Source organism: Methylobacterium sp. SD274, assembly GCF_017355285.1.
In the GTDB taxonomy this organism is placed as follows: Bacteria; Pseudomonadota; Alphaproteobacteria; order Rhizobiales; family Beijerinckiaceae; genus Methylobacterium.
Window position 1 is genome coordinate 93,092 of the sequence record NZ_JADIJP010000003.1, and the last position, 23,715, is coordinate 116,806.

A 23,715-nucleotide genomic window follows, 5' to 3' on the forward strand; every position below is an offset into this window, starting at 1 on the left:
TGACACTTCCAGGACATCCGATGATCGACGGTCTTCCGCGCGCGCCGCTGGCGGTCCCGCCCGCATCAGACCTCGTTAGCCACCTGCGTTGGCTCGAGAGGAACCACGGCACCGTCCCGGCCCTTCATTTCCTCGACGACCCCCGGTCGGGCGAGATCACCGTCACCTATGCGGAGCTCGCCGGGCGCGCGCGGGCAATCGCCGCCCGGCTGCGGCGATCGGCGAGCCCCGGCGATCGGGTCTGCCTGTTGCTCGATACCGGCCTCGATTATGTCGCCGGCTTCTTCGGCTGCCTCCAGGCCGGCCTCATCGCGGTCCCGGTCTTCCCGCCGGAGCCGCGACGGGCGCAGCACCAGGCGCGGATCGCCGCCATCATCGGTGATTCCGAGCCCGCGATCGTCCTCGTCCATCGCGGCGACGCGGATTCCGTTCGCGACCTGCTCGCCGAATCGGGCCAGCCAGGGGCGGTCCTTCCGGTGGAGGACATCACCCCGGACGACCTCGCCGAGGGGGAGGGCGCCGACTGGCTCGTTGCCACGCCGGCACCGGAGGCGGTGGCCTTCCTGCAATACACGTCGGGCTCGACGGCGGTGCCGAAGGGCGTGGTCGTGAGCCACGGCAATCTCATCGCCAACGAACATCTGATCCGGGTCGGGTTCGATATCCGCCCCAATGACGTTATGGTGAGCTGGCTGCCACTCTACCATGACATGGGGCTGATCGGCGGGATGCTGCAGCCGATCTACACAGGCATCCTGGGCGTCCTCATGTCGCCCAAGCATTTCCTCGGACGACCGGCACGCTGGCTGGAGGCCATCCACCGCTTTCGGGGGACGATCAGCGGCGGACCCGATTTCGCGTTCCGCCTATGCCAGGACAGGGTCGATGACGAGACGGCGGCGCGTCTCGACCTGTCGAGCTGGCAGATCGCCTTCTCCGGGTCGGAGATGGTCCGCGCCTCCACCATGGCCGAGTTCGCAGAACGCTTCGCGCCCGCCGGCTTCGATCCCCGTGCGCTGAGGCCGTCCTACGGTCTGGCGGAGGCGACGCTCTTCCTCACCGCGGGCCAGCGGGGCGAGGGCATGCGCAGTCTTGACCTCGACCCGGCCATTCTCGCGGAAGGTCGTGCCGTGGCGGCAGGGGAGGGCACTCGGCTGGTCGATTGCGGTTTCGCGCAGCCCGACCATCCGATTCATATCGCCGGACCTGACGGGTCCTGCCTGCCGGATGGGGCGATCGGCGAGGTCGTGGCATCCGGCCCAAGCCTCGCCCAGGGCTATTGGCGCAACCAGGACGCCACCGATGCCGCCCTCGTCGAGCGGGACGGTATCCGGAGCCTCAGGACGGGAGACCTCGGCTTCCTGCATGGGGGCCGGCTGTTTCTCGTCGGGCGCGAGAAGGATCTCATCATCCTGCGCGGTCAGAACGTCTACCCGCAAGATGTGGAGCGGGTCGTCGAGCGGAATGTCGACATCCTGCGCCAGGGACGCATCGCCGCCTTCGCCATCGAGCGGGATGGGCGTGAAGGCATCGGCGTCGCGGTGGAGGTCTCGCGCACCGTCCAGAAGCTCACCGCGCCCGAGGCGCTGGCCGCCCTGGTGTCCGAGGCGGTCGCCGATGCCTTCCTCGAGACCGCGCGTGTCGTCGTTCTCCTCAATCCAGGCGGCCTGCCGCGCACATCCAGCGGGAAGATCCAGCGGGGCGCCGCGCGGCGCGGGTGGCAGGCAGGCTCCCTCGACGCCTATGCGGTGGTGGAGGATGGCCGCCGAGTCGACGGAGAGGAGGCACCGAACCCCCGCCCCGATACAACCATAACCGGGTTGGAGTTGCGCCTCGCCGCGATCTGGTCCGCGCTTCTCGACCGCAGCGACGTGACCCGCGACAGCCACTTCTTCGCCCTCGGCGGCAACTCGATCGCGGCCATACGGATGCTCGCCGAGCTTCGCACCGCGCTCGGCGTCGCAGTTCCCCCACAGGTTCTGTTCGCTCATCCCCGGCTCGGGGCGTTCGCCGGCGCGGTGGAAGCCGAAATCGCGGCGGGCCGGAAAGCCCTCCTGATCAAGCCCGCATCGCGGGAGGTAGCGCTTCCCTTGTCCCTGGCGCAGGAGCGGCTGTGGTTCGAGGCCGAGTTCGGCGACGACGAAACTCATCATATCGCAGGCGGTATTCATCTGCGCGGCTCCCTCGACCGCGATGCCCTGACGCGCAGCCTCGATGCCCTCACGGCGCGCCACGACGCCTTCCGGACGCGGCTCTCTCGCAGACCCGATGGTCGCGGAGAACAAAGGATAGAAGCCGGCTACAAGATAGATTTAGCCGACTTCGATCTCTCGACGATCCCTCTACAATCCCGCGAAAAGCGCTTCGCCGAACTCTGTCGCGAGGAGGCCGAACGGCCCTTCGCGCGATGCGGCGGCCCCCTGGCGCGCTTCACCCTGGTCCAGCTCGACGAGACGCATCACGTCCTCCTCACCGCCCTGCATCACATCGTGGCCGACGGCTGGTCCATGACGGTGATCCTGCGTGAATGGCCCGCCCTGTACGCGGCGGAAGTCGAAGGACAATCGGCCGATCTGGCCGCCCTAGCGATCCAACCGGCCGATATCGCATTCTGGCAGAGGGGTGAGGCCCAGGCCGAAGCTATGGACGCCGATCTGTCCTGGTGGCGTGACCGCCTCGGCGACGCGGAACCCGCCCTGTCCCTTACCGACCGTCGCAGGCCCGCCGGGCAGCCAGATCGCGTCTGCCGGCACGGCTTCGCGATCGCTGACGGCCTGACCCGCCAAGTCACGGCCCTCGCGGCGGAAACTGGCACGTCGCCCTTCGCGATCCTGCTCAGCGCCTTCGCGCTGTTCCTTCACCGCTACGGCGAAGCACGGCACCTGCGCATCGCGATGCCGGTAGCGGGTCGCCACCTGCCCGGCGTCGAGAATCTCGTGGGCGTCTTCGTAAATACGCTGGTGCTGCCGGTGACCATCGATCCGGTTCTGCCCAGCCGCGAGATCGTGAGCCGGACCTGGGCCTCGCTCACCGATGCGCTGGCCCATCAGGATCTGCCCTTCGAGCGTCTGGTGGAAGCCCTTCAGCCGAAGCGTGTTCCAGGTCGCGCACCGCTCGCCCGCGTCATGATCAGTCAGCAGCCGGCGGCTTTGGGCGCTTTCGGTACGGCCGGCAGCCTCACGCTGGAAGCGTTCGGCCAGGATACCGGCACGCCCGCCTACGATCTCGTCTTGGAAGTGGCGGAGAAAGCCGGCAGCCTGTCCGCGACCTTCGCCTATTCCGAGGCCCTGTTCGATAGTGATACCATCGCCCGGTTCGAGCACGGCTATCTTGCCCTCCTCGACGGCCTCACCGGTACCCCGGCCGAGCGTGTTGACGCATTGCCTCTGGTTCCGTTCGATGTGCTGGCGGATCTGTCGGCGCCCTACGCGGACGGGATGCCGCTGTCGGAGGCACTGGTGCCGGAGCTCATCGGCGAGGCGGCCCTCGCCGCGCCCGACGCCCCGGCGGTGGTCTGCGGGCCACGCACCACCACGTTCGGCGAGCTCGACCGGGCCGCCAACCGCCTTGCCCACCGGTTGATCCGCGAGGGCGTCGGACCCGAGACCGTGGTCGCCGTCGCCCTGCCGCGCGGGCCCGACCAGATCGCCGCCTTCCTCGCCATCCTCCGGGCCGGCGGCGCCTTCCTGCCCCTCGATCCGGCCCAGCCGACGGCGCGCCTCGCCGCCCTTATCGAGGATGCCGGCGCCCGCCTGCTGCTGGCCCAAGGCAGCATCCTCGAAGGGCTGGACCGAGCCGGTCCGGGCGGCCTCGCGCGGCTCGACCCGTCGAACCTCGACCTCGCCTCCGAGCCGGAGACCGCGCCGTCCCACACGGCCCATCCGGACCAGCTCGCCTACGTCATCTACACCTCGGGCTCGACGGGTCGGCCCAAGGGCGTCGCCGTGGCCCACGGCCCCCTGGCCCGGCACGTGCGCGCCACCGGGGCGGTCTACGGCACGGGCCCGGAGACCCGCGAGCTCCATGTCCTGTCGATGAGCTTCGACGGGGCGCAGGAGCGCTGGATGGTGCCGCTGGCCTTCGGCGGCTGCGTCGTGCTCAAGCCGGACGGGCTGTGGACCCCGCGCGAGGCGCTGGACGCCATGGAGCGCCACGGCGTCACCCATGCGGGCTTCCCCACCGCCTACATGCACCAGCTCGCGCTGGAGGCCGCCAGCGGCCCGCGCCCGAGCCGGCGCTCGTACAGCTTCGGCGGCGAGGCGCTGTCGCGGGAGAGCTTCGCCCTGATCGGCCGGGTGCTCGACCCGACCCTGCTGATCAACGGCTACGGCCCGACCGAGACGGTGATCTCGCCCCTCGTCTGGCGGGCCCGGGCCGGCGACGCGGTGGAGGGGGCCTACGCGCCGATCGGCCGGGCGGTGGGGGATCGCCGGGCCTACATCCTCGACGCGGCCTTGCAGCCGGTGCCGGTGGGCGTCACCGGGGAACTGCATCTGGGCGGTGACGCTCTGGCGCGGGGCTATCTTAGCCAGGCCGGGCAGACGGCGGACCGGTTCATCCCCGACCCGTTCCCGGAGCTGTCGGGTCGGGACGGCGGCCGGCTCTACCGCACCGGGGATCTGGCGCGCTGGCGGGCGGACGGGACGGTGGAGTATCTCGGCCGGGCCGATGCGCAGGTGAAGCTGCGCGGGTTCCGGATCGAACTCGGCGAGGTCGAAGCGGCGCTGCTGGCGCAGGAGATCGTGGCCGGCGCGGCGGCGGGCCTGCGCCAGGGCCCGGCGGGTCCGATGCTGGTGGCCTACGTCGTCACTGCGGCCGAGGCGGAGTTCGACCCTACGGCACTCCGGGCCGACCTCGCCCGACGCTTGCCGGACTACATGGTCCCGAGCCGGATCGTGGCGCTGGATCGGTTACCGCTGACGCCCAACGGCAAGCTCGACCGTGCGGCCCTGCCGGAGCCCGAGCCGCTGGCGGAGGGGCTAAGCGGCCCCTCGCGTCCGCTCACCGCCACCGAGACCGTGGTGGCCGACATCTGGGCCAAGGCGCTCGGCCTCCCCGCCATCCCGCCCGACCGGAATTTCTTCGAGGCGGGCGGCGATTCCATCCTCAGCCTGCAGATCGTCGCCCGCCTGCGCGAAGCAGGTTTTGCCGCGACGCCGCGCCAGATCTTCGAGCATCAGACGGTGGCGGCGCTCGCCCGCGTCATCGCGCCGGTCGAGGGGGCAGCGGCTACGATCCGCGTGCCGGAAGGCCCTGCCCCCCTTACGCCGATCCAGCATTGGTTCTTCGAGCAACCGATGCCGAAGCGCGACCACTGGAACCAGTCCGTCGAGCTGGATGCCCGCGTGAATCTCGATGCCGACCGTCTCGGAGAGGCGCTGACGGCCCTCGTCGCCCATCACGAGGCGTTGCGCTACGCCTTCGGTCGTGACGCGGAAGGCGCGTGGTTTCAGGAGCCGGTCTCGCCGGCCCGCCTCGCCGATCCGCTTTCGGTGGTCGAAGTGGAGAGCGATGACGAGGCGCGGACTTGCTTCCTCGCCGCCGAGCGCAGCCTCAACCTCGCGGATGGGCGCGTCTTCGCCGCTGTGCTGGCAAACCTTCCCGGCGGACGCCAGCGCCTGCTGCTCACTGCCCATCACCTCGTCGTGGATGCCGTCTCCTGGCGCATCCTCGTCTCGGACCTCGACCTGCTCTACCGAGGCGATGCGGCCCTCGTGCCCGCGACGCCGTTCCGGTCCTGGGCCCACCGCTTGCGCGACCATACGGCGGAGATCCGGACGGAGACCGAGGCGTGGATCAGCGCGCTCTCAGGCTCGGCCGCCCGGCTTCCCGTCGACCATCCCGATGCCCCACGCGATCAGCGTCACGCACGAGCGACTCATCTGGTCCTCGATTCTTCTGTCGTGGCCGGCCTCGATCGCCTGCGCAAAGCCTATCGGATGCGCCTCGACGAGGTGCTTCTGTCAGGCTTGGCACGGGCCCTCGCCGCCTGGACGAAGCATCCCACGTTCGGCGTGACGCTCGAACGTCACGGGCGGGACGGCGACGCGGCGGATATTCCCCTCGACCGGACCGTCGGCTGGTTCACCACCCTGGTGCCGGTCGGCCTGACGATTTCGGGCGACATCGCGCGCGATCTGAAGGCGACGAAAGAAACCCTGCGTCGGCTTCCCGGCGACGGCACGGACTTGTCGCTCCTGCGCTATCTCGGGTCACGGACCGAACGTGAGCGCCTGTCCGCGCTGCCATGGCCGGAGGTGACCTTCAATTACCTCGGCACCGTCGCCGATATCGATGCGGGCCCCCTGTTCTCTCTCGACACCGAGGCGATGCGGCTGTCGGCGGATCCCGCTGCTCCGCTGGGCTCCGAACTCGTGGTCGACAGCTACCAGGGCCAGGGAGCGATCACCCTACGCCTCGGCTATGGCGGGGAGCGTTTCGATTGCTCGACCATCGAAAGACTGATCGACCTCCTCAGGCTCGCATTCGAGGCCCTCGCCGCGCATGGCCATGACGAGGCCGCCGGCGGCGCGACCCCATCGGATTTCGCCCTCGCCGCCCTGACCCAGGACAAGCTCGACGGCTTCGGCCTCGATTGGCGGACGATCGAGGACCTCTACCCGCTGACTCCGACACAGGGCGGGATCCTGTTCCACGCGCTCGCCGCTCCGGGGGCCGGTCTCTACGTCAATCAACTCAGCGTGACCCTGGGCGGCCTCGATCCCGAGCGCTTCGCGACGGCGTGGCGGGCGAGCGTGGCGCGCCATCCCGTCCTGCGCACCAGCTTCCACTGGACGGACGAATTCGACGCTCCCTTGCAGGTCGTCCATGCCTCGGCGGACCTGCCGGTGACGCGCCTCGACCGGCCGGACGCGACCGACGCGGACCTCGCCGCGATCGCCGAGGCCGAGCGAGCCCAAGGCTTCGACCTGTCCCGGCCGCCGCTGATGCGTCTCCTCATCGTCGATTTCGGCCGGGGACGGCACCGGCTGATCTGGACCTGCCACCACCTCCTCCTCGACGGATGGAGCAATGCCCGCCTGATCTCCGAGGTGCTCCGCGACTATGCGGGCGAGACGATCGCGCCGCCGTCCCGCCTGTTCCGCGACCATCTCGCCCGGCTCTCGACACGCGACCGCGGCGGCGACGAGCGGTTCTGGCGTGACGCCTTGGCCCCGCTGGACGCACCCAGCCTCATCGCCCCGGCTCTGTCCGGCGTGGCAGGGGCGAGCGGCCACATCGCTATCGATACGGTCTTGGGCGAAGCCCGCGCCGACCGTTTGCAGGCCTTCGCCCGGCGTGAGCAGGTGACCCTGAACACGGTGTTCGAAGCCGCATGGGCGCTCACCCTGGGCCGGTTCACCGGACGCAAGAGCGTGGCGTTCGGAATCACCGGGTCGGGCCGTCCGCCTGACGATGGCGGGATGCACGAGGTGCTCGGCCTGTTCATCAATACGGTGCCGCGCTGTGTCGAACTTGGCGGACGGCGTCCGGTCTCGGACTGGCTGCGTCGGCTCCAGGGCGAGGCCGCGGCCCTGCGGGACCACGATCTTGCCTCCCTCGCTGATATCCAGACCTGGGCCGGGCGGAGCGGACAGCCGCTCTTCGATAGCCTGCTCGTCGTCGAGAATTATCCTCTCGACGCCGTCGTCCGAGACCGCAGCCTCGGCGGGCTGGAATTCGGTCCGGTGACGACGCTGGAGGCCACCGACGTCCCGTTGACCCTGTCGCTTCTTCTCGACGGCGCGCCGCGCCTCAACTGGAGCGTGGATCAGGCCCGGATTTCCCCGGCCGATATCCACCGCCTCAATGCGCAGCTGCTGCACATCCTCGACACCGTCATGGATGCGGCTGGCGCGCCCGTGGATACGCTCTCCCTCGTCCTGCCGGAGGAGATCGAGCAGGCCCGACGCCGGGCCGCCGACAGCCGCACGGCCCCGGTCGAACCCGCCATCCATCTGCGGATCGCGGAACACGCCACGGTGCGGCCGGACGCGGTGGCCGTCACCTTCGAGGGCGAGCGGGCGACCTATGCGGAGATCGAGACCAGAGCGACGCGTCTTGCCCGGCGTCTTGTCCGTGAAGGCGTGCGCCCCGGTAATCTCGTGGGGCTCTGCGCAGAGCGCTCGATCTCCCTCATCGTCGGGATCCTGGCGATCCTGAAGAGCGGAGCCGGATATGTTCCCCTCGATCCGAGCTATCCGGCCGAGCGTATCGAGTTCATGCTCGTTGATTCCGGTGCCCGGCACGTGCTCACCACCATGGGCCTCGCCGCGAGCCTGCCCGAGGGTGGTCCCCAGCCGATCCTCCTCGACGAAGCGGCGGCGACCAAGGACGGAGACACCCCCTTGCCGCCGGCGCCTCATCCCGATCAGCCGGCCTATGTGATCTACACCTCGGGCTCCACCGGACAGCCGAAGGGCGTCGTCGTCACCCATGCCAACGCTGCGCGCCTGCTGACCACCACGCAGGCTGATTTCGGCTTTGGCCAGGACGATGTCTGGACCCTGTTCCACGCCTACGGGTTCGACTTCTCGGTCTGGGAAATCTTCGGGGCGCTCTGCCATGGGGGGCGCCTCGTCGTGGTGCCGCGTGAGGTGACGCGAGCGGCGGATGCGTTCCTCGATCTCCTCGTCCGCGAGGGCGTCACGGTGCTGAACCAGACCCCCTCCGCCTTCCGGCCGCTGATGCAGGCGGCCGTCGCCCGCCCGAAAGGATTGGCCCTGCGCCACGTCGTGTTCGGCGGAGAGGCCCTCGACGTCGCCGGGCTGAAGCCCTGGTTCGACCGGTTCGGCGATGCGGTGCCGCGTCTCGTGAACATGTACGGCATCACCGAGACGACGGTTCACGTGACCTACCGACCTCTCGCCGCCGGCGACGCGCAGAGGGCGGACAGCCCCATCGGCGAGGCGTTGCCCGACCTGACCCTGCACCTCCTCGACGATTCCCTCGATCCCGTTCCCGACGGGGTGACGGGCGAGATCCATGTGGGCGGTGCCGGCTTGGCCCAGGGCTATCTCGGGCGCGCCGCGCTGACGGCCGAACGCTTCGTGCCGGACCCGTTCGGTCCGCCTGGCGGACGGCTCTATCGCAGCGGCGATCTCGCCCTTCGCCGACCGGACGGCACGCTCGCCTATCTCGGGCGGGCCGACGGACAGGTGAAGCTGCGCGGTTTCCGGATCGAGACGGGCGAGATCGCCGCCGCCCTGCGGGCGCAGGACGGTATCGCCGATGCCGCGATCGTGCTTCGCGAGACGGCGGGGGACAAGCAGCTCGTCGCCTATGTCACCGGCACGCCGGTGGACGAGGCGAGCCTGCGTGAAGTCCTACTTCGCCGGCTACCGAGCCATATGGTCCCGGCCCATATCGTGTCTGTCCCGTCCTTGCCCCTCACGCCGAACGGCAAGCTCGACCTTCATGCACTGCCCGCGCCGCTGCCCCTTTCGCGAGCCTCGGCCGAGCCGGAGGGGGCGATGGAGGTCGCCCTCGCGGAGATCTGGCGCGAGGTGCTGGAAGTGGACGCAATCGGCCGCGACGACGACTTCTTCGGCCTCGGCGGCCATTCTCTCACCGCCGCACAGCTCGCCATGCGGGTGAAGCAGCGCCTCGGCGTCACCGTGCCGATCCGCGCCCTGTTCGAAGCGCCGACCTTGCGCGGCTATGCCCTCGCGGTGACGTCGAACGAGACGGCGGGCGACGGACGGGACGAGGCGGACGACCTGTCCGACATGGATGCCCTCCTCGCCGATCTGGAGGCCTGAATGACCGCCCGCCCCGCCGACCAAGCCACACCCCAGGCGACCGATCTCAGCCGCCGCTTCGGCCGGCTCTCCGCCGACAAGCGCCGCGTCTTCCTCGACGCCCTGGCCTCCCGGGGCATCGATTTCGCCCGGTTGCCGATCGTCGCGCGGGAGGAGGATGCCGGCCCCGAGGGGGTCGCGCCCCTGTCCTATGCGCAGGAGCGGCTGTGGCTCATCGGGCGGATGGGAGGCGACGCCGCTCTGCTCCATATCGCGGGCGGGCTCGACCTCGTCGGACCGCTCGACGGCGATGCCCTGGCGCGGGCCTTCGAAGCCCTGGTCGCGCGGCATCCGGCCCTGAGGACGGGGTTCCGTGCCGGCGAGAGCAACGGGGTCGAGGCCGTCACCCTGGCGGTGGTCGCGGCGAGCCTGCGGCATGTCTCGCTCGAGACGTCGGATCGCGATATCGCAGAGGAGCGCCTCGCCGCCCTGTCCCGCGAGGAGGCCAGGCGACCGTTCGATCTGGCGGCACCGCCCCTGTTCAGAGCCGTGCTGGTCCGCATGGAGCCAGAGCGCCACGTCCTCCTCCTGACGATGCACCATCTCGTCTCGGACGGTCGCTCGGTGGAGATCCTGCTCGCCGAGCTGATGCGCGTCTATGCGGCGGGCGAGGCCGCCGGCTTGCCCGCGCTGCCCATCGCCTATGCCGATTACGCGCGCTGGCAGCGCGATTGGCTGGAGGCGGGCGAGCTCGACCGCCAGCTCTCCTGGTGGCGCGAGCGCCTCGGGGCCACCGAGACCGTGATCCCGCTGCCCACTGACCGGCCCCGCCCGGCGGTTCAGAGTTTCCGGGGCGCGGCGGTGGATTTCACCCTCGATGCCGATGTGGCGACCGGGCTCGAAGCCCTGGCGCGGCAGGCCGGCGCAACCAGTGCCATGGTCCTCCTCGCCATCCTGTCCCTGGTGCTCCGGCGCTATACCGGCGAGGCGGACCTGCGCATCGGCATCCCTGTAGCCAACCGAAACCGGCCGGAGACGGAGGGGCTCGTCGGTCTCTTCGTCAACACCCTGGCGATCCGGGTCATTGTCGATCCGGGCGCGAGCGTCCTCGACCATGTGCGGGCCGTGCGCGACGCCATGGTGGATGCTCAAGGGCACCAGGACCTGCCCTTCGAGCGTCTGGTCGAAGCGCTCCAGACCCGCCGGACCGTGAGCCACACCCCCGTCGTCCAGGTGATGCACAGCCACCGCGTCGAGGGGCCGGGACGGTTCGAAATCGGCGACCTGACGGTCTCGCCCTTCGGACGCGGGACCGGCAACGTCCAGTTCGATCTCGTGCTGGAGACGGTGACGGAAGCCCGCGGGGCGCTGCGCGGATCGTTCGGCTATGCCCGCGACCTGTTCCAGCGGGACACGATGGAGCGGATGCGAGACGGGTTCCTCACCCTTCTGCGCGGTGCGGTAGAGGAGCCCGGCCGCCGTGTTGACGCGTTGCCCTTGGTTCCGTTCGATGTGCTGGCGGATCTGTCGGCGCCCTACGCGGACGGGATGCCGCTGTCGGAGGCGCTGGTGCCGGGGCTGATCGGCGAGGCGGCCCTCGCCGATCCCGACGCGCCGGCGGTGGTCTGCGGGCCACGCACCACCACGTTCGGCGAGCTCGACCGGGCCGCCAACCGTCTCGCCCACCGGTTGATCCGTGAGGGAATCGGCCCCGAGACCGTGGTCGCCGTGGCCCTGCCGCGCGGGCCCGACCAGATCGCCGCCTTCCTCGCCATCCTCCGGGCCGGGGGCGCCTTCCTGCCCCTCGATCCGGCCCAGCCGACGGCGCGCCTCGCCGCCCTTATCGAGGATGCCGGCGCCCGCCTGCTGCTCGCCCAAGCCGGTACCCTCGACGGGCTGGGCCGAGCCGGTCCGGGCGGCCTCGCACGGCTCGACCCGTCCAGCCTCGACCTCGCCTCCGAGCCGGAGTCCGCGCCGTCCCGCACGGCCCATCCGGGCCAGCTCGCCTACGTCATCTACACCTCGGGCTCGACGGGCCGGCCCAAGGGCGTCGCCGTGGCCCACGGCTCCCTGGCCCGACACGTGCGCGCCACCGGGGCGGTCTACGGCACGGGCCCGGAGACCCGCGAGCTCCATGTCCTGTCGATGAGCTTCGACGGGGCGCAGGAGCGCTGGATGGTGCCGCTGGCCTTCGGCGGCTGCGTCGTGCTCAAGCCCGACGGATTATGGACCCCACGCGAGGCGCTGGACGCCATGGAGCGCCACGGCGTCACCCATGCGGGCTTCCCCACCGCCTACATGCACCAGCTCGCGCTGGAGGCCGCCAGCGGCCCGCGCCCGAGCCGGCGCTCGTACAGCTTCGGCGGCGAGGCGCTGTCGCGGGAGAGCTTCGCCCTGATCGGCCGGGTGCTCGACCCGACCCTGCTGATCAACGGCTACGGCCCGACCGAGACGGTGATCTCGCCCCTCGTCTGGCGGGCCCGGGCCGGCGACGCGGTGGAGGGGGCCTACGCGCCGATCGGCCGGGCGGTGGGGGATCGCCGGGCCTACATCCTCGACGCGGCCTTGCAGCCGGTGCCGGTGGGCGTCACCGGGGAACTGCATCTGGGCGGTGACGCTCTGGCGCGGGGCTATCTTAGCCAGGCCGGGCAGACGGCGGACCGGTTCATCCCCGACCCGTTCCCGGAGCTGTCGGGTCGGGACGGCGGCCGGCTCTACCGCACCGGGGATCTGGCGCGCTGGCGGGCGGACGGGACGGTGGAGTATCTCGGCCGGGCCGATGCGCAGGTGAAGCTGCGCGGGTTCCGGATCGAACTCGGCGAGGTCGAAGCGGCGCTGCTGGCGCAGGAGATCGTGGCCGGCGCGGCGGCGGGCCTGCGCCAGGGCCCGGCGGGTCCGATGCTGGTGGCCTACGTCGTCACTGCGGCCGAGGCGGAGTTCGACCCTACGGCACTCCGGGCCGACCTCGCCCGACGCTTGCCGGACTACATGGTCCCGAGCCGGATCGTGGCGCTGGATCGGTTACCGCTGACGCCCAACGGCAAGCTCGACCGTGCGGCCCTGCCGGAGCCCGAGCCGCTGGCGGAGGGGCTAAGCGGCCCCTCGCGTCCGCTCACCCCTACCGAGACCGTGGTGGCCGAGATCTGGGCCAAGGCGCTCGGCCTCCCCGCCATCCCGCCCGACCGGAACTTCTTCGAGGCGGGGGCGAATTCGCTCACTGCCCTGCGCGTCCTCACCGCCCTCGGCACGGCCTTCCCGGAGCGCAGCCTCACCATCGCCGACATCTTCAACAACCAGAGCGTCGAGACCCTGGCCGCCGCGCTCACCGCCGATGCGGTCGGCACCGCGCAGGTGGTGCGCCTGCGGGCGACGGGTGACCGGCCGATGCTCTACTGCTTCCCCGGCCTGATGGTGAACACCCGCGAATACGCTCCCCTGGTCCGCCGCCTCGGGCCGGACCAGCCGGTCACCGGCTTCGTCTGTTACTCGCTGACCGACGCGCGCAAGAGCGTGGTCTCGGTGGAGGACATCGCCGCGCGCTACGCGGAGATCATCGAGAAGGAGAGCGCCGGACGCCCCTGCACCATGCTCGGCTGGTCCTGGGGCGGCGTCCTCGCCTACGAGGCGGCGCGGATGCTGGGCTCGCGCATCGATCTCTCCTTCGTCGGCATGCTCGACGTCTGCGACATCGATGTGAGCTTCGCCGTCGGCGCCCTGCCGGTGCTGACGCCGGAGCATCGCCGCCACCTTCAGGAGAACGTCGCGTCCTGGCTGGAGCGCTCGCCGATGAGGGCCGATTGGGAGGACCTGTTCCGGCGCATGGACCCGGAACTCCATGAGCAGTTCCTCGCCTATGTGGCGGCCGCCCCCGATCCGCTACCCCTCGACGGGCCGGGCGTCGGCAGCAAGGAATACGAACTCTGGACCTTCGTCGACAACACGCTGCTGTACCGCCGCTACCGGGCGGACAAATTCGATTGCCCGATCCGGGTCTGGCTCGCCGGCCGCTCGGTGGAGCGTGGCCTCAACCATGTGGATTGGGGGCGCTATTCCAACCGGGTGGAACAGGTGACCGTGATCCCCGACGTCACACACCGGGAGATCGTGGATTCCACGATGTTCCACGACAGTTTCGCGGCCTCGCTGTGAGGGGCGCAACCGCTATCGCGTCATCCTGCGAACGCGCCGCCATGCGAGAACACCATCAGCGTCGGGCTCGCCGCCACGGTGAAGCCGAGGCCGGCATAGAGCCGCTCCACATGGCCGCCGGCCACGCATTGCAGCATCACCGTCTCGGCGCCCTCCTGTCTGGCCGTCTCGATCGCCGCCCGCGTGACCAGGGCGCCGAGACCGCGCCCGCGGCGGCTCGCGAGACTGCCGACATTATAGAGGCCCGCGAGGCCTCCCGAGCGGTAGAGCGAGGCGCAGGCGACCGGGACGCCGTCCTCGCTCACCGTGAGATGATGCGCCTCCACGCCCTCGACCGGCCGGGCCTCCCGCAGTACCGGCAGGAACACCGCCTCGGCGATCGCGTTCACGCCCTCGTCGTCGTAGAGGCCGCGACAGACCGACAGATACGCCTCGCCGGGCGCGGCCTTCGCCTCCGCCGCGAGGGTCAGCCCGCCCGGCATGACCGGCGTCTGCGCCTGCCTGCAGTCACGGACCATCCAGCGCGTCGGGAAGGCCGCCTGCAGGTCAGGATGGGTTCCGAGCCTCTCGCGGTCCCGGTCCTCGGTGACGAGAAGGGCGGGAAGGCGTTCGCGTTTCGCGGAAGCCGCCCGGACCCAGGACAGATCGGTGGTCTCCACGCCGACATTGAAGCCCGGTTCCGGAATGGCGGCGGACCAGAGGTAGCGTCCGCCATCGGGCGCGGTTTCGACATCCGAGACGTAACAGCCCGACTGCATCAGGCAATGGGCGTCGAGCATCTCGCGAAAGGCGATTCCCGTCATGCATTCTCCAAGAAGAGTCTCATAAAAATAAGGCTTTATGCAGCAAGAGTATTGATCGGTTCAGGCTGCGAACGCCCAAGAATATGGGGTTTCATTTCGGTTTGTCCATGTCTTAGTAGAGAACGGATTTATCTTGCAAATGGAACGATGAAAATCCGTACCGGATATAGATGCGACTGGAAAGATTTACCTCGACATGGCAGGTCGACCGAATCTCTACCCGCCCGGTTCGAACGGCGCTCCGTCAGGCTGGCACCATCCCCTGCCTTGAAGCCACACCGACACCGGAGATGCGGAGAGCCCGATCGCCCCAGGCTCACCCCTGGGTTGTGGGCGTGGCGTGAATCCAATACAGGTCCGAGTATCATGCTCATGATCCGGGTCGAGGTCCATACTATACATGGTGGTTTGAACCGATGAAGGTGTCGGAATATTCAAGCGCTGCCTTGCGTTGCTCAGCTCTTTACGGTCATCGATCAAATCGAGGCTCGACCTCATCTCGCCCCGCTCTCGTGGAGAACATCTCGTGATAGCCATGGCTTCCGAAGCCCAGGTCCGCCTCGCCGATGCCGGGCGTTACATCGCGGATCTGTGCGAGCATTTCCTCGAACACGACATCCCCGTGCTTCACGAGCCGGGACGCGGCCGGGTCGATTTCGATGTCGGGACCGGAACCCTCGTCGCCGCCGAAGGCCTGCTCGCCCTTAAGGCGGAGGCCGCCGACGAGACCTCCCTCGCCGTCGTCAAGTTCATGCTCGCCTCGCATCTGCAGGAGCTTCCCGGCGCGACGGACGCCTCCATCGTCTGGACCGGCGACGGCTGCGCCGACGAGACCATTCCGAGCCTGCGCGAGGTGACGGTCCGGCGCGTCGTCGATCTCACGCCGCATATGCGCAGGGTCACCTTCATCGGCGCGGACCTGGCCCGCTACGACGCGTTCGACATGCATGTGCATGTCGTCATCCCGCCCGCCGGCCATGCGCCGCAATGGCCCGTGCCGGGAATCGACGGCATCCCGGTCTGGCCGCAGGGCGACGGCGCGCCCTCCATGCGGACCTATACGATCCGTCGCATCGACGCGGCTGCGGGCGAGATCGACATCGACTTCGTCATGCATCACGACGCCGGTCCCGGCGCGTCCTTCGCGAAACGCGCCAAGGTCGGGGACGTGGTCGGGCTGCTCGGCCCCGGGGGCCGCAGCGTCGGCGCGGCGGAGTGGTATTGTCTCGCCGCCGACGAGACCGGCCTGCCGGCCATCGGTCGCATCCTCGGGCGGCTGCCGGGCCATGTCGGCGGGGTCGCGGTGATCGAGGTCGATGGGCCGGCCGACGAGCAGGCGCTCGACCGGCCCGAGGGGGTGGAGCTGCGCTGGCTCCACCGCAACGGTGCACCGCCCGGCACGACCACGCTCCTGGCGGATGCGGTCCGGGCGATCCCGTTCCCGCAGGATCGCACGGTCTTCGCCTGGGCCGGCTCGGAATTCGATGCGTTCAAGGCCCTGCGGGCGCATTGGCGCAAGACCTGTGGCCTCACCCGTGACCAGCATCTCGCCGTGGCCTATTGGCGGCGCGGCGCCGACGAAGACGCCAAGGACGAGGATTGAAGCGTGATGTCAAAGAGCGTCATCCGAGGCGGCATGATTCCATGATGCTCGACCTGTCTCCCCTGCGGGCAAGCCGCGGGTTCCAGTTGCTCTATGCGGCGCGGGCCGCCTCGTTCCTCGCCTTCGGGGTGCTCGGCGTTGCCGTGAGCCTGCAGATGTACGCGCTCACGTCCTCGTCGCTGCAGGTGGCGTTCCTCAACGCGGCCGTCGCGGGATCGATGGCGCTGGCGCTCATCGTCGGCGGCTGGCTCGCCGACAGCTACGACCGCCGCGCGGTCATGGTCTGGTCGCGCACGGCGCATCTCCTCACCATCCTGATCCTTATGGCCAACGCCGCCCTCGCGGCCCCGATGGTCTGGCCGATCTACGCGGCGGCCGTGGTCGGCGGCTCGACCTTCGGCTTCGGCATGCCGGCGATCATGGCCGCCACCCCGGCCCTCGTCGGGCGCGAGCACCTGTCGGGGGCCGCCGCGCTCACCGCCGTTGCGGCGCAGGCGGGCGCCATTGCCGGGCCGTTCCTGGCCGGGGCGATCACCGCCGGCGCGGGGCTCGTCGCCTGCTACGGCGTTGTCGCGCTCATCTCCGGCATCACGCCGATCGTGCTCGGGTTCCTACCTCCGCTGCCGCCGCTGGCCGGCCCGTCCGCTGGAGCGCCCCTTCCCGTGCTCGCCGCCGACGAGGCCGGCTTCATGGGGGGCCTGCGCTACATCGCCCGCTCGCCCCTGGTGCTGAGCCTGCTCCTCGTCGATCTCGTCGCCCTGGTCTTCGCCGTGCCCTACGTGCTGCTGCCCGAACTCGCGACGCATGGGCTCGGCGGAGGGCCCGACAGCATCGGCCTGCTCTATGCCGCCCCTTCGGCCGGCGCGCTCTTCGGCGCCCTGGCCTCGGGACGAGCCGGCGCGAGCCCGTTCGCCGGGCGTTGGCTCGTGGCCTGCGTCGCTGTCTGGGCCTGCGCCTGCATCGCGCTGGGCTTCAGTGAGGGCATGGCTCCCGCCCTGTTCTGTCTCGCCACTCTCGGCGCCGCCGCGAGCCTCGCCGGCATCCTGCGCGCGGCCCTGATCCAGCGCGCGACGCCGGACGCGATGCTGGGCCGGGTGTCGAGCCTGTGGGTGCTGGAGGAGGCGATCGGCCCGGCCCTGGGCGGCATGCAGGCGGGCACCACGGCCCATCTCGCCTCGGCGCGGATCGCCATGGCGGCAGGCGGCGGCCTGTGCCTCGCCGCCACCGCAACCATCGCGGCCCTCACGCCCGCCCTGCGGGATGCGAGCCTCGCTCCGGAGGTGAAAAGGAAGGCCGACGATCTCGCCCTGGCTGCCGTCGATGCGCGCTAGAAGGGCCGTCGTCGGCTTGGCGGCCTGCTTCTTCGTGCTGGCCTGTCTGCCCGCGCGCGCGGAGAAAAAGATGCCCGCGCAGCCGCGCGTCGCGGCCCTGGACTGGAGCGCGGTGGAACTCCTCCTCGGCCTCGGCATCGTGCCGATCGCGGTGACGCAGCCCGAGAACTACAACCGCACCGTGGTGGAGCCGGCGCTCCCCGAAGGCGTGGTCGATCTCGGCCTCGTGGTGGAGCCCAACCTCGAACTACTGGCGGGCCTGAAACCGGACCTCATCCTCGCCAACCCGATCCAGGTGGCGACGCAAGGGAGCTTCCTGTCGCGCATCGCCCCGACGGAGGCGGTCTCCATCGCCAATGCCGGGGGCGATCCCTACGAGCGGGCGAAGGCGGAGACCATGCGCATCGCCCTGCGTCTCGGCCGCGTCGATGAAGCCAAGGCCCTGGAAGCACGCACCGAGGCGATTCTCGCCGCGGCGGCGGCGAGCGCCTGCCCGGCCGAGAGGCACCCGACCTACCTCGTCTGGATCGTCGATCACCGCAACATCGTGGTCTACGGCCGCACCAGCCTGTTCCAGACCGTGCTCGACCGCCTCCGCATCGAGAATGCGTGGACCGGCGCCAGCAACGCATCCGGCTTCACGGCGGTGGGGATCGAGCAGCTCGCCACCGGTCCGGCCGATGCCCGCATGGTCCATGTCGGGCCGATCCGGTCGGATGCGGCCAAGGCGCTGGCCGGAAGCCGGCTCTGGCAGACGCTGCCGGCGGTGCGCGAGCACCATGTCGACGTCGTGCCGCCGGTCTGGTTCTACGGTGGGCTGCCGGCCATCGCGCGCTTCGCCGAACTGATGACCGATCTCTCCAAGCGGGATTGCCCCCGTGGCTGATGCGAAACTGGCCGGATCGGGCTTGGCTGAATCAGGCTTGGCCGCCCCCGCGCCGCGCCGCTCGCGGATCGGCGGAACATGGCTCCTCATCGGCGCGGTGGCCCTCGTGGCCGGGCTCCTCACCCTGCGCATGCTCACGGCCGACATGCCGCTCGGCCTCGCGCTGAAAGCCCTGTGGAGTCCCGACTGGACCGACATCGCGCAGGTCATCCTGCATGAGAGCGTGCTGCCGCGGATCGTCACCGCATGGCTCGCCGGCGCCGCCCTCGCTTTGTCGGGGCTGGTGCTGCAGCAGGTGCTGCGCAATCCCCTCGCCTCGCCCTCGACGCTGGGCATCTCGGCCGGGGCACAGCTCGCCTTGGCCCTGGCCTCCCTGTTCGCGCCCGGCCTCTTCTCGCAGGGCCGGGAGGCCGTGGCGCTCACCGGCTCCGCCCTGGCGGTGCTGGCGGTCTTCGCGTTGGGGCGTGCCAAGGGCTTCGCGCCCCTGGGGCTGCTGCTGGCCGGGCTGGTGGTCGAGCTTTATTGCGGGGCGATCCAGACCCTCCTCGTCATCCTGCACCAGGAGCGGCTGTTCGGCCTGTTCGTCTGGGGTGCGGGCTCGCTCGCCATGAACGATTGGAGCGCGCCGGCCTATCTCGCGCCCCGCCTCGCCGTCGCCGCCCTTCTGGTGGCGCTGATGGCGAGGCCGCTCGCATTGCTCGACCTCGACGAGGCGAACGCGAAGAGCCTCGGGCTCTCCCTCGGCCGGGTCCGGTTCCTCGCCGTGGCCGTTGCGGTGGCGCTCGGCGGCTTCGTGGTGGCGGGGGTGGGCGTCATCGGTTTCGTGGGGTTCGCCGCGCCGATCCTGGTCCGCCTCACCGGCACGCGCACGCTGCGCGCCCGTCTCATCGCCGCGCCACTGCTCGGGGCGGCCCTGATCTGGCTCACCGATTCCGTGGTCCTGGCGCTCGCCCCCATCGCACAGGTGCCGACTGGGGCGCTGGCCTCCCTCGTCGGCGTGCCGATGCTGCTCTGGCTGCTGCCGCGCCTGCGCGGCGTCGGCGCGCTGCATCGCCCGGAGGGCGGCGCCTCGGCCCGGCTCACGCGGCCCTGGCGCCTGATCCTGGCCGGTGCGGTGTCGCTGGCCCTCCTCGTCTTCGTCGCGCTGACCCTCGGCCGCGACCCGGCCGGCTGGCACTGGAGCCTCGGGGCCGGGCTCGAAGAACTACTCCCCTGGCGCCTGCCCCGTATCGCCGCCTCGCTCGCCGCCGGCGCGATGCTGGCCATCGCCGGCACCCTGCTGCAGCGGCTCACCGGCAATCCCCTGGCGAGCCCCGAAGTGCTCGGGATCAGTTCCGGGGCCGCCCTCGGCCTCGTCGTCGTCACGATCGTCCTCGGAACGCCGGACCGGATGGCGCTGCTCGGCGCCGGCAGCCTCGGGGCCCTCGCGACCCTCCTGGCCATCGCGAGCCTCGCCCGCCGTGCCGACACCGTGCCCGAGCAGATGCTGCTGGCCGGCATCGGCCTCACCACCGGGTTCGGCGCCCTCCTCACCATCCTGATGATCAGCGGCGATCCCTCCGTGGTGATGCTGCTGGGGTGGACGGCGGGGTCCACGGCGCGGGTGGCGCCGGAGGATGCCGTCGCTGCCATCGCCATCCTCGTCCTCGGGGCCGCCTGCCTTCCCGCCCTGACCCGCTGGCTCGAGCTGCTTCCCCTCGGCGCTCCGACGGGCCGCTCGCTGGGGCTCGGCCTGCGCCGCAGCCGTCTCGTCATCCTGGCCTTGGCGGCGATCCTCACCACCGCGGCGACCCTGGTGGCGGGGCCGTTGAGCTTCGTCGGCCTCGTCGGGCCGCAGGTGGCGCGCTTGGCGGGCCTGACCCGGGCCGCGCCGCAACTCGCCGGTGCGGCCATCGCAGGGGCGCTGATCATGGTCGCGGCGGATTTCGTCGGACGGATGGCGTTCTTCCCCTACCAGCTCCCCGCCGGATTGGTGGCGACCCTCGTCGGCGGGCCGTTCCTGATGTGGCTGCTGGCCCGCCGTTGATCGTCTTTCGACAAGTTTTTTACGGCGCTTGAATTGAATTGTTCCAAAGAAGGGTTGTGTTTCTTAGGCAACGCCGCCGCAACTTTTGTCATTAAATCTCAACTTTGACTTGCTGACAAAGACGCTGTGTGGATTCGTCTTGTCGAGACCCGATCTTGTTTTTGAATCGTTCTACGCGATGCATCGACAAGGAAATCTCGTTCTTTACCAATCAGGTCTGCGCCGTATTTCCGACGATCAAGGTCTTCCCTATGTCTGATGGCATGTTGCTCTCTTCTGGCACGTTCTCTCACAAAGCCGTGAGTGGCATGCGCTGCCTCGCCGGCGTCTCGACCGTGGCGCTGCTCGCCATGGTTCCCGCCCTGTGGAGCGGGGAAGCCTTCGCCCAAGCCGCTTCGGGCGGCACGGCGGCGGTGCAGCTCGATACCTTGTCGGTGCAGGGCTCCGGCGCGGGTGTCGGCAGCGGCAGCACCAATGACAGCATCGTCGCGGCGAATTCCTACGTCGTGACGCGCAGCTCGTCCGGCACCAAGACCAACGCCAACCTGCGGGAGATTCCGCAATCGATCTCGGTGGTGACGCAGAAGCAGCTCGAGGATCGCGGCGCGCAGAACCTCGCCGATGCGCTCGCCTACACGGCCGGCGTCGTTTCCTCGCCTCAGGGCGAAGATGGCCGCTTCGACCAGCTCATCATCCGCGGCTTCGACCAGACCATCCGTGGCGTCTACCGCGACGGCCTGCGCCTGCCCGTCACCAGCTTCTCCGGCTTCCCGCAGGAGCCCTACGGGATCGAGCGCATCGACGTCCTGCGCGGGCCGACCTCGGGTCTCTACGGCCTGAACGATCCGGGCGGGCTCGTGAACTTCGTCAGCAAGAAGCCCCTCGACGTGCCTTTGCGCGAGATCTACGGCTCTTACGGCACCTACAACCGCAAGCAGTTCGGCTTCGACCTGAGCGGCCCGGCCAATCCCGAAAAGACCATCCTCTACCGGATCACCGGCTTCCTGCGGAACGGTGGCACCCAGGCCGATTACGTCGATCTCGACCGGGTCTACATCGCCCCGGCCGTCACCTTCCGGCCGTCGGCCGATACCAGCCTGACGCTTCTGGGCAATTACCAGAAGGATGTCTCGGGCGATAAGTACCGCTTGATCCCGCAATACTACACCAACGGGTCGAACCCGCTGAAGGCCAACCTGCGCGACCGCTTCCTCGGCGAGCCCGATTTCAGCCGGTTCAAGTCCGAGCGCGCCATGGCCGGCTACGAGTTCTCGCACCGCTTCGACAACGAATGGACCGTGCGCCAGAATCTGCGCTACGCCCATGCCAGCACCAACTACAACAGCATCTACCCGACCGGGCTGAACAATACGGCTTCACCCTCGCTCATCAACCGTTCGGCCCAGACCTGGCTGGAGGATTACGGCGTCTTCACCGTCGATACCCAGATCCAGCACGAGCACGTGTTCGACTGGTTCAAGAACACCGCCCTGCTCGGCATCGATTACAGCAACATCCAGAACAAGAGCGACCAGAGGGGCGGCCCGACCCAGGCCTTCTTCGATCCCAACTTCCTGCTCGGCGCCCCGGCGCCAGCGCTGGTCGGGCCGATCGACGTCCTCAACCCGACCTATGGCTCGGCCGTCGCCCCCCTGCAGAGGACGCTGTTGAGCCGGCTGTCGCAGGAGCAGACCGGCATCTACGCCCAGGATCAGGTGAAGTTCGGCAACGGTTTCCTGTTCAGCGCCAACGCCCGCTACGATTGGGTGAAGACGCGGACGGATGTGCAGAACCCCGCCCTCGATGCCGTGCGTACGACGCTGAACAGTATCGGCGTCGCAAACGCCATCCCGACCAATTTCGGGGTCACCCAGAATGCGGAATCGTATAGCGGCCGCGTCGGGCTGTCGTATCTCTTCGACAACGGCCTGACGCCCTACGTCGCGGCCGCGCGCTCGTTCAACGTGCTGCCGTTCTACATCCAGTCGAGCACGCCGAGCCCGATTGTCCCCATTGCCCCGGCCACCTACTCGATCGGCCCCGCCAAGCCCGAGATCGGGGAGACGGTCGAGGGCGGTATCAAGTTCCAGCCGCCCGGATCGAACAGCACGTTCCTCCTGTCGTATTTCGACACGAAGAAAACCAATGCGCTGACCTTCGATCCGACCGATCCGCTGCAGCAGGCCTATTACCAGACCGGCGAGATCGCGGTGAACGGCGTCGAGGTCGAGGCCACCGTGGAACTGGCCGAAGGGTTCCGCCTACTGAGCTCGCTCACCGCCCTCAACGCGCGGGTGACCAAGGATACGCCCCCGGACGCGCGGTTCGCGAGCACAGTCGGTAATCGTCCCATTCAAGTTCCGAACATCGTGATCTCGAACTGGGCCGACTATACCGTCCAGACTGGCGTGTTCCGTGGTCTCGGCTTCGGCTTCGGCGTTCGTTACATCGGCGACACGTTCGGCGATGCCGCCAACACCATCCGCGTGCCGGATTACTTCCTGATGGATGCGTCGATCCGCTATACCTACGACAACTGGCGCTTCCAGGTGGCCGCCAACAACCTCGCCGACCGGGTCTATGTCGGCACCTGCGCCCAACTCGGATATGTCGGCTGCAATTACGGCGACGGCCGCCGTATCACCGGCTCCGTCACCTACCGCTGGTAGGCGATACGCATCCGATGAGATCGGCCCCGGATCGAACGGTCCGGGGCTTTTCTTTTGGGCTGTTGCCGTCACGTCGTTGACGCGGTCTCTCGCCCTCGACTAGCCTGACGATGACGGTTCCCCTTCGGGGGATCAAAAGGGAACGCGGTGAGGGTCTTGAGCCCGATGCCGCGGCTGCCCCCGCAACTGTAAGCGGCGAGCCCATCATCAACACGTCACTGGAGGCTCCGGCTTCTGGGAAGACGATGAGAGGGCGTCGACCCGCGAGCCAGGAGACCTGCCGTCAGTCGTGGTCACACGCGAAACGCATCGGGCGGGGTGTCCTGGTGGGGTGTCGGGACCTGCGCTCGCGTGGGGATCGGCTTCGTTCGCGGTGACGTGCCACTGCGCTGAGCCGCGCCTGCCGTTCGCCCGCGATGCCCGATCGTCCCTGTTCCTTCCGTTACAGAATCGCTCCACAGCTTGCCCTCGGCGAGACCGTTTGGTCCTCCGCGCAGGCATTTTGCCC

The 23,715-nt window shown here is 69.5% G+C and carries 8 protein-coding genes and 1 riboswitch; of the genes, 7 read left to right on the forward strand and 1 reads right to left on the reverse strand.

Annotated elements, in window-relative coordinates; genetic code table 11:
- The first annotated feature begins 20 nt into the window (after window positions 1–20).
- Together IPV08_RS03960 and IPV08_RS03965 are read left to right on the forward strand one after the other, a co-directional pair.
- Window positions 21–9,761, forward strand: coding sequence for a non-ribosomal peptide synthetase (locus IPV08_RS03960; protein ID WP_207410854.1), 9,741 nt, complete (start codon window positions 21–23; stop codon window positions 9,759–9,761).
- Window positions 9,762–13,889, forward strand: a complete 4,128-nt coding sequence (locus IPV08_RS03965; protein WP_207410855.1) for a non-ribosomal peptide synthetase — start codon at window positions 9,762–9,764, stop codon at window positions 13,887–13,889.
- Between the two features lie 20 nt (window positions 13,890–13,909).
- Here the strand turns inward: IPV08_RS03965 and IPV08_RS03970 are convergent, their stop codons facing one another.
- A complete protein-coding gene (locus tag IPV08_RS03970; RefSeq protein WP_207410856.1) occupies window positions 13,910–14,692 on the reverse strand; it encodes a GNAT family N-acetyltransferase in 783 nt (260 codons plus the stop codon).
- Between the two features lie 535 nt (window positions 14,693–15,227).
- Between IPV08_RS03970 and IPV08_RS03975 the strand changes: the two genes are divergently transcribed.
- From IPV08_RS03975 to IPV08_RS03995, 5 genes are all read left to right on the forward strand, one after another.
- A complete protein-coding gene (locus tag IPV08_RS03975) occupies window positions 15,228–16,295 on the forward strand; it encodes a siderophore-interacting protein (protein ID WP_207410857.1) in 1,068 nt (355 codons plus the stop codon).
- A 41-nt stretch (window positions 16,296–16,336) separates the two neighbouring features.
- On the forward strand, window positions 16,337–17,626 hold the full coding sequence (locus tag IPV08_RS03980) for an MFS transporter (protein WP_207410858.1): 1,290 nt from the start codon (window positions 16,337–16,339) through the stop codon (window positions 17,624–17,626).
- Window positions 17,627–17,696: 70 nt separating this feature from the next.
- Window positions 17,697–18,512: an ABC transporter substrate-binding protein gene (locus IPV08_RS03985; protein ID WP_246747773.1), complete on the forward strand. Its 816-nt coding sequence runs from the start codon at window positions 17,697–17,699 to the stop codon at window positions 18,510–18,512.
- Window positions 18,505–20,538: a Fe(3+)-hydroxamate ABC transporter permease FhuB gene (fhuB, locus tag IPV08_RS03990; protein WP_348646069.1), complete on the forward strand. Its 2,034-nt coding sequence runs from the start codon at window positions 18,505–18,507 to the stop codon at window positions 20,536–20,538. Before IPV08_RS03985 ends, fhuB begins: the two co-directional genes overlap by 8 nt.
- A 263-nt stretch (window positions 20,539–20,801) precedes the next feature.
- Window positions 20,802–23,207, forward strand: coding sequence for a TonB-dependent siderophore receptor (locus IPV08_RS03995; protein ID WP_246747774.1), 2,406 nt, complete (start codon window positions 20,802–20,804; stop codon window positions 23,205–23,207).
- A 97-nt stretch (window positions 23,208–23,304) separates the two neighbouring features.
- Window positions 23,305–23,507, forward strand: a riboswitch (cobalamin riboswitch).
- Window positions 23,508–23,715 lie beyond the last annotated feature (208 nt).

What these genes read in the sequence shown, in the direction of transcription:
- IPV08_RS03980 (WP_207410858.1), top strand. Translation starts at nt 16,337, where the DNA reads ATGATGCTCGACCTGTCTCCCCTGCGGGCAAGCCGCGGGTTCCAGTTG.
- IPV08_RS03985 (WP_246747773.1), top strand. Translation starts at nt 17,697, where the DNA reads ATGCCCGCGCAGCCGCGCGTCGCGGCCCTGGACTGGAGCGCGGTGGAA.
- IPV08_RS03965 (WP_207410855.1), top strand. Translation starts at nt 9,762, where the DNA reads ATGACCGCCCGCCCCGCCGACCAAGCCACACCCCAGGCGACCGATCTC.
- IPV08_RS03960 (WP_207410854.1), top strand. Translation starts at nt 21, where the DNA reads ATGATCGACGGTCTTCCGCGCGCGCCGCTGGCGGTCCCGCCCGCATCA.
- IPV08_RS03995 (WP_246747774.1), top strand. Translation starts at nt 20,802, where the DNA reads ATGTTGCTCTCTTCTGGCACGTTCTCTCACAAAGCCGTGAGTGGCATG.
- IPV08_RS03970 (WP_207410856.1), bottom strand. Translation starts at nt 14,692, where the DNA reads ATGACGGGAATCGCCTTTCGCGAGATGCTCGACGCCCATTGCCTGATG.
- IPV08_RS03975 (WP_207410857.1), top strand. Translation starts at nt 15,228, where the DNA reads ATGGCTTCCGAAGCCCAGGTCCGCCTCGCCGATGCCGGGCGTTACATC.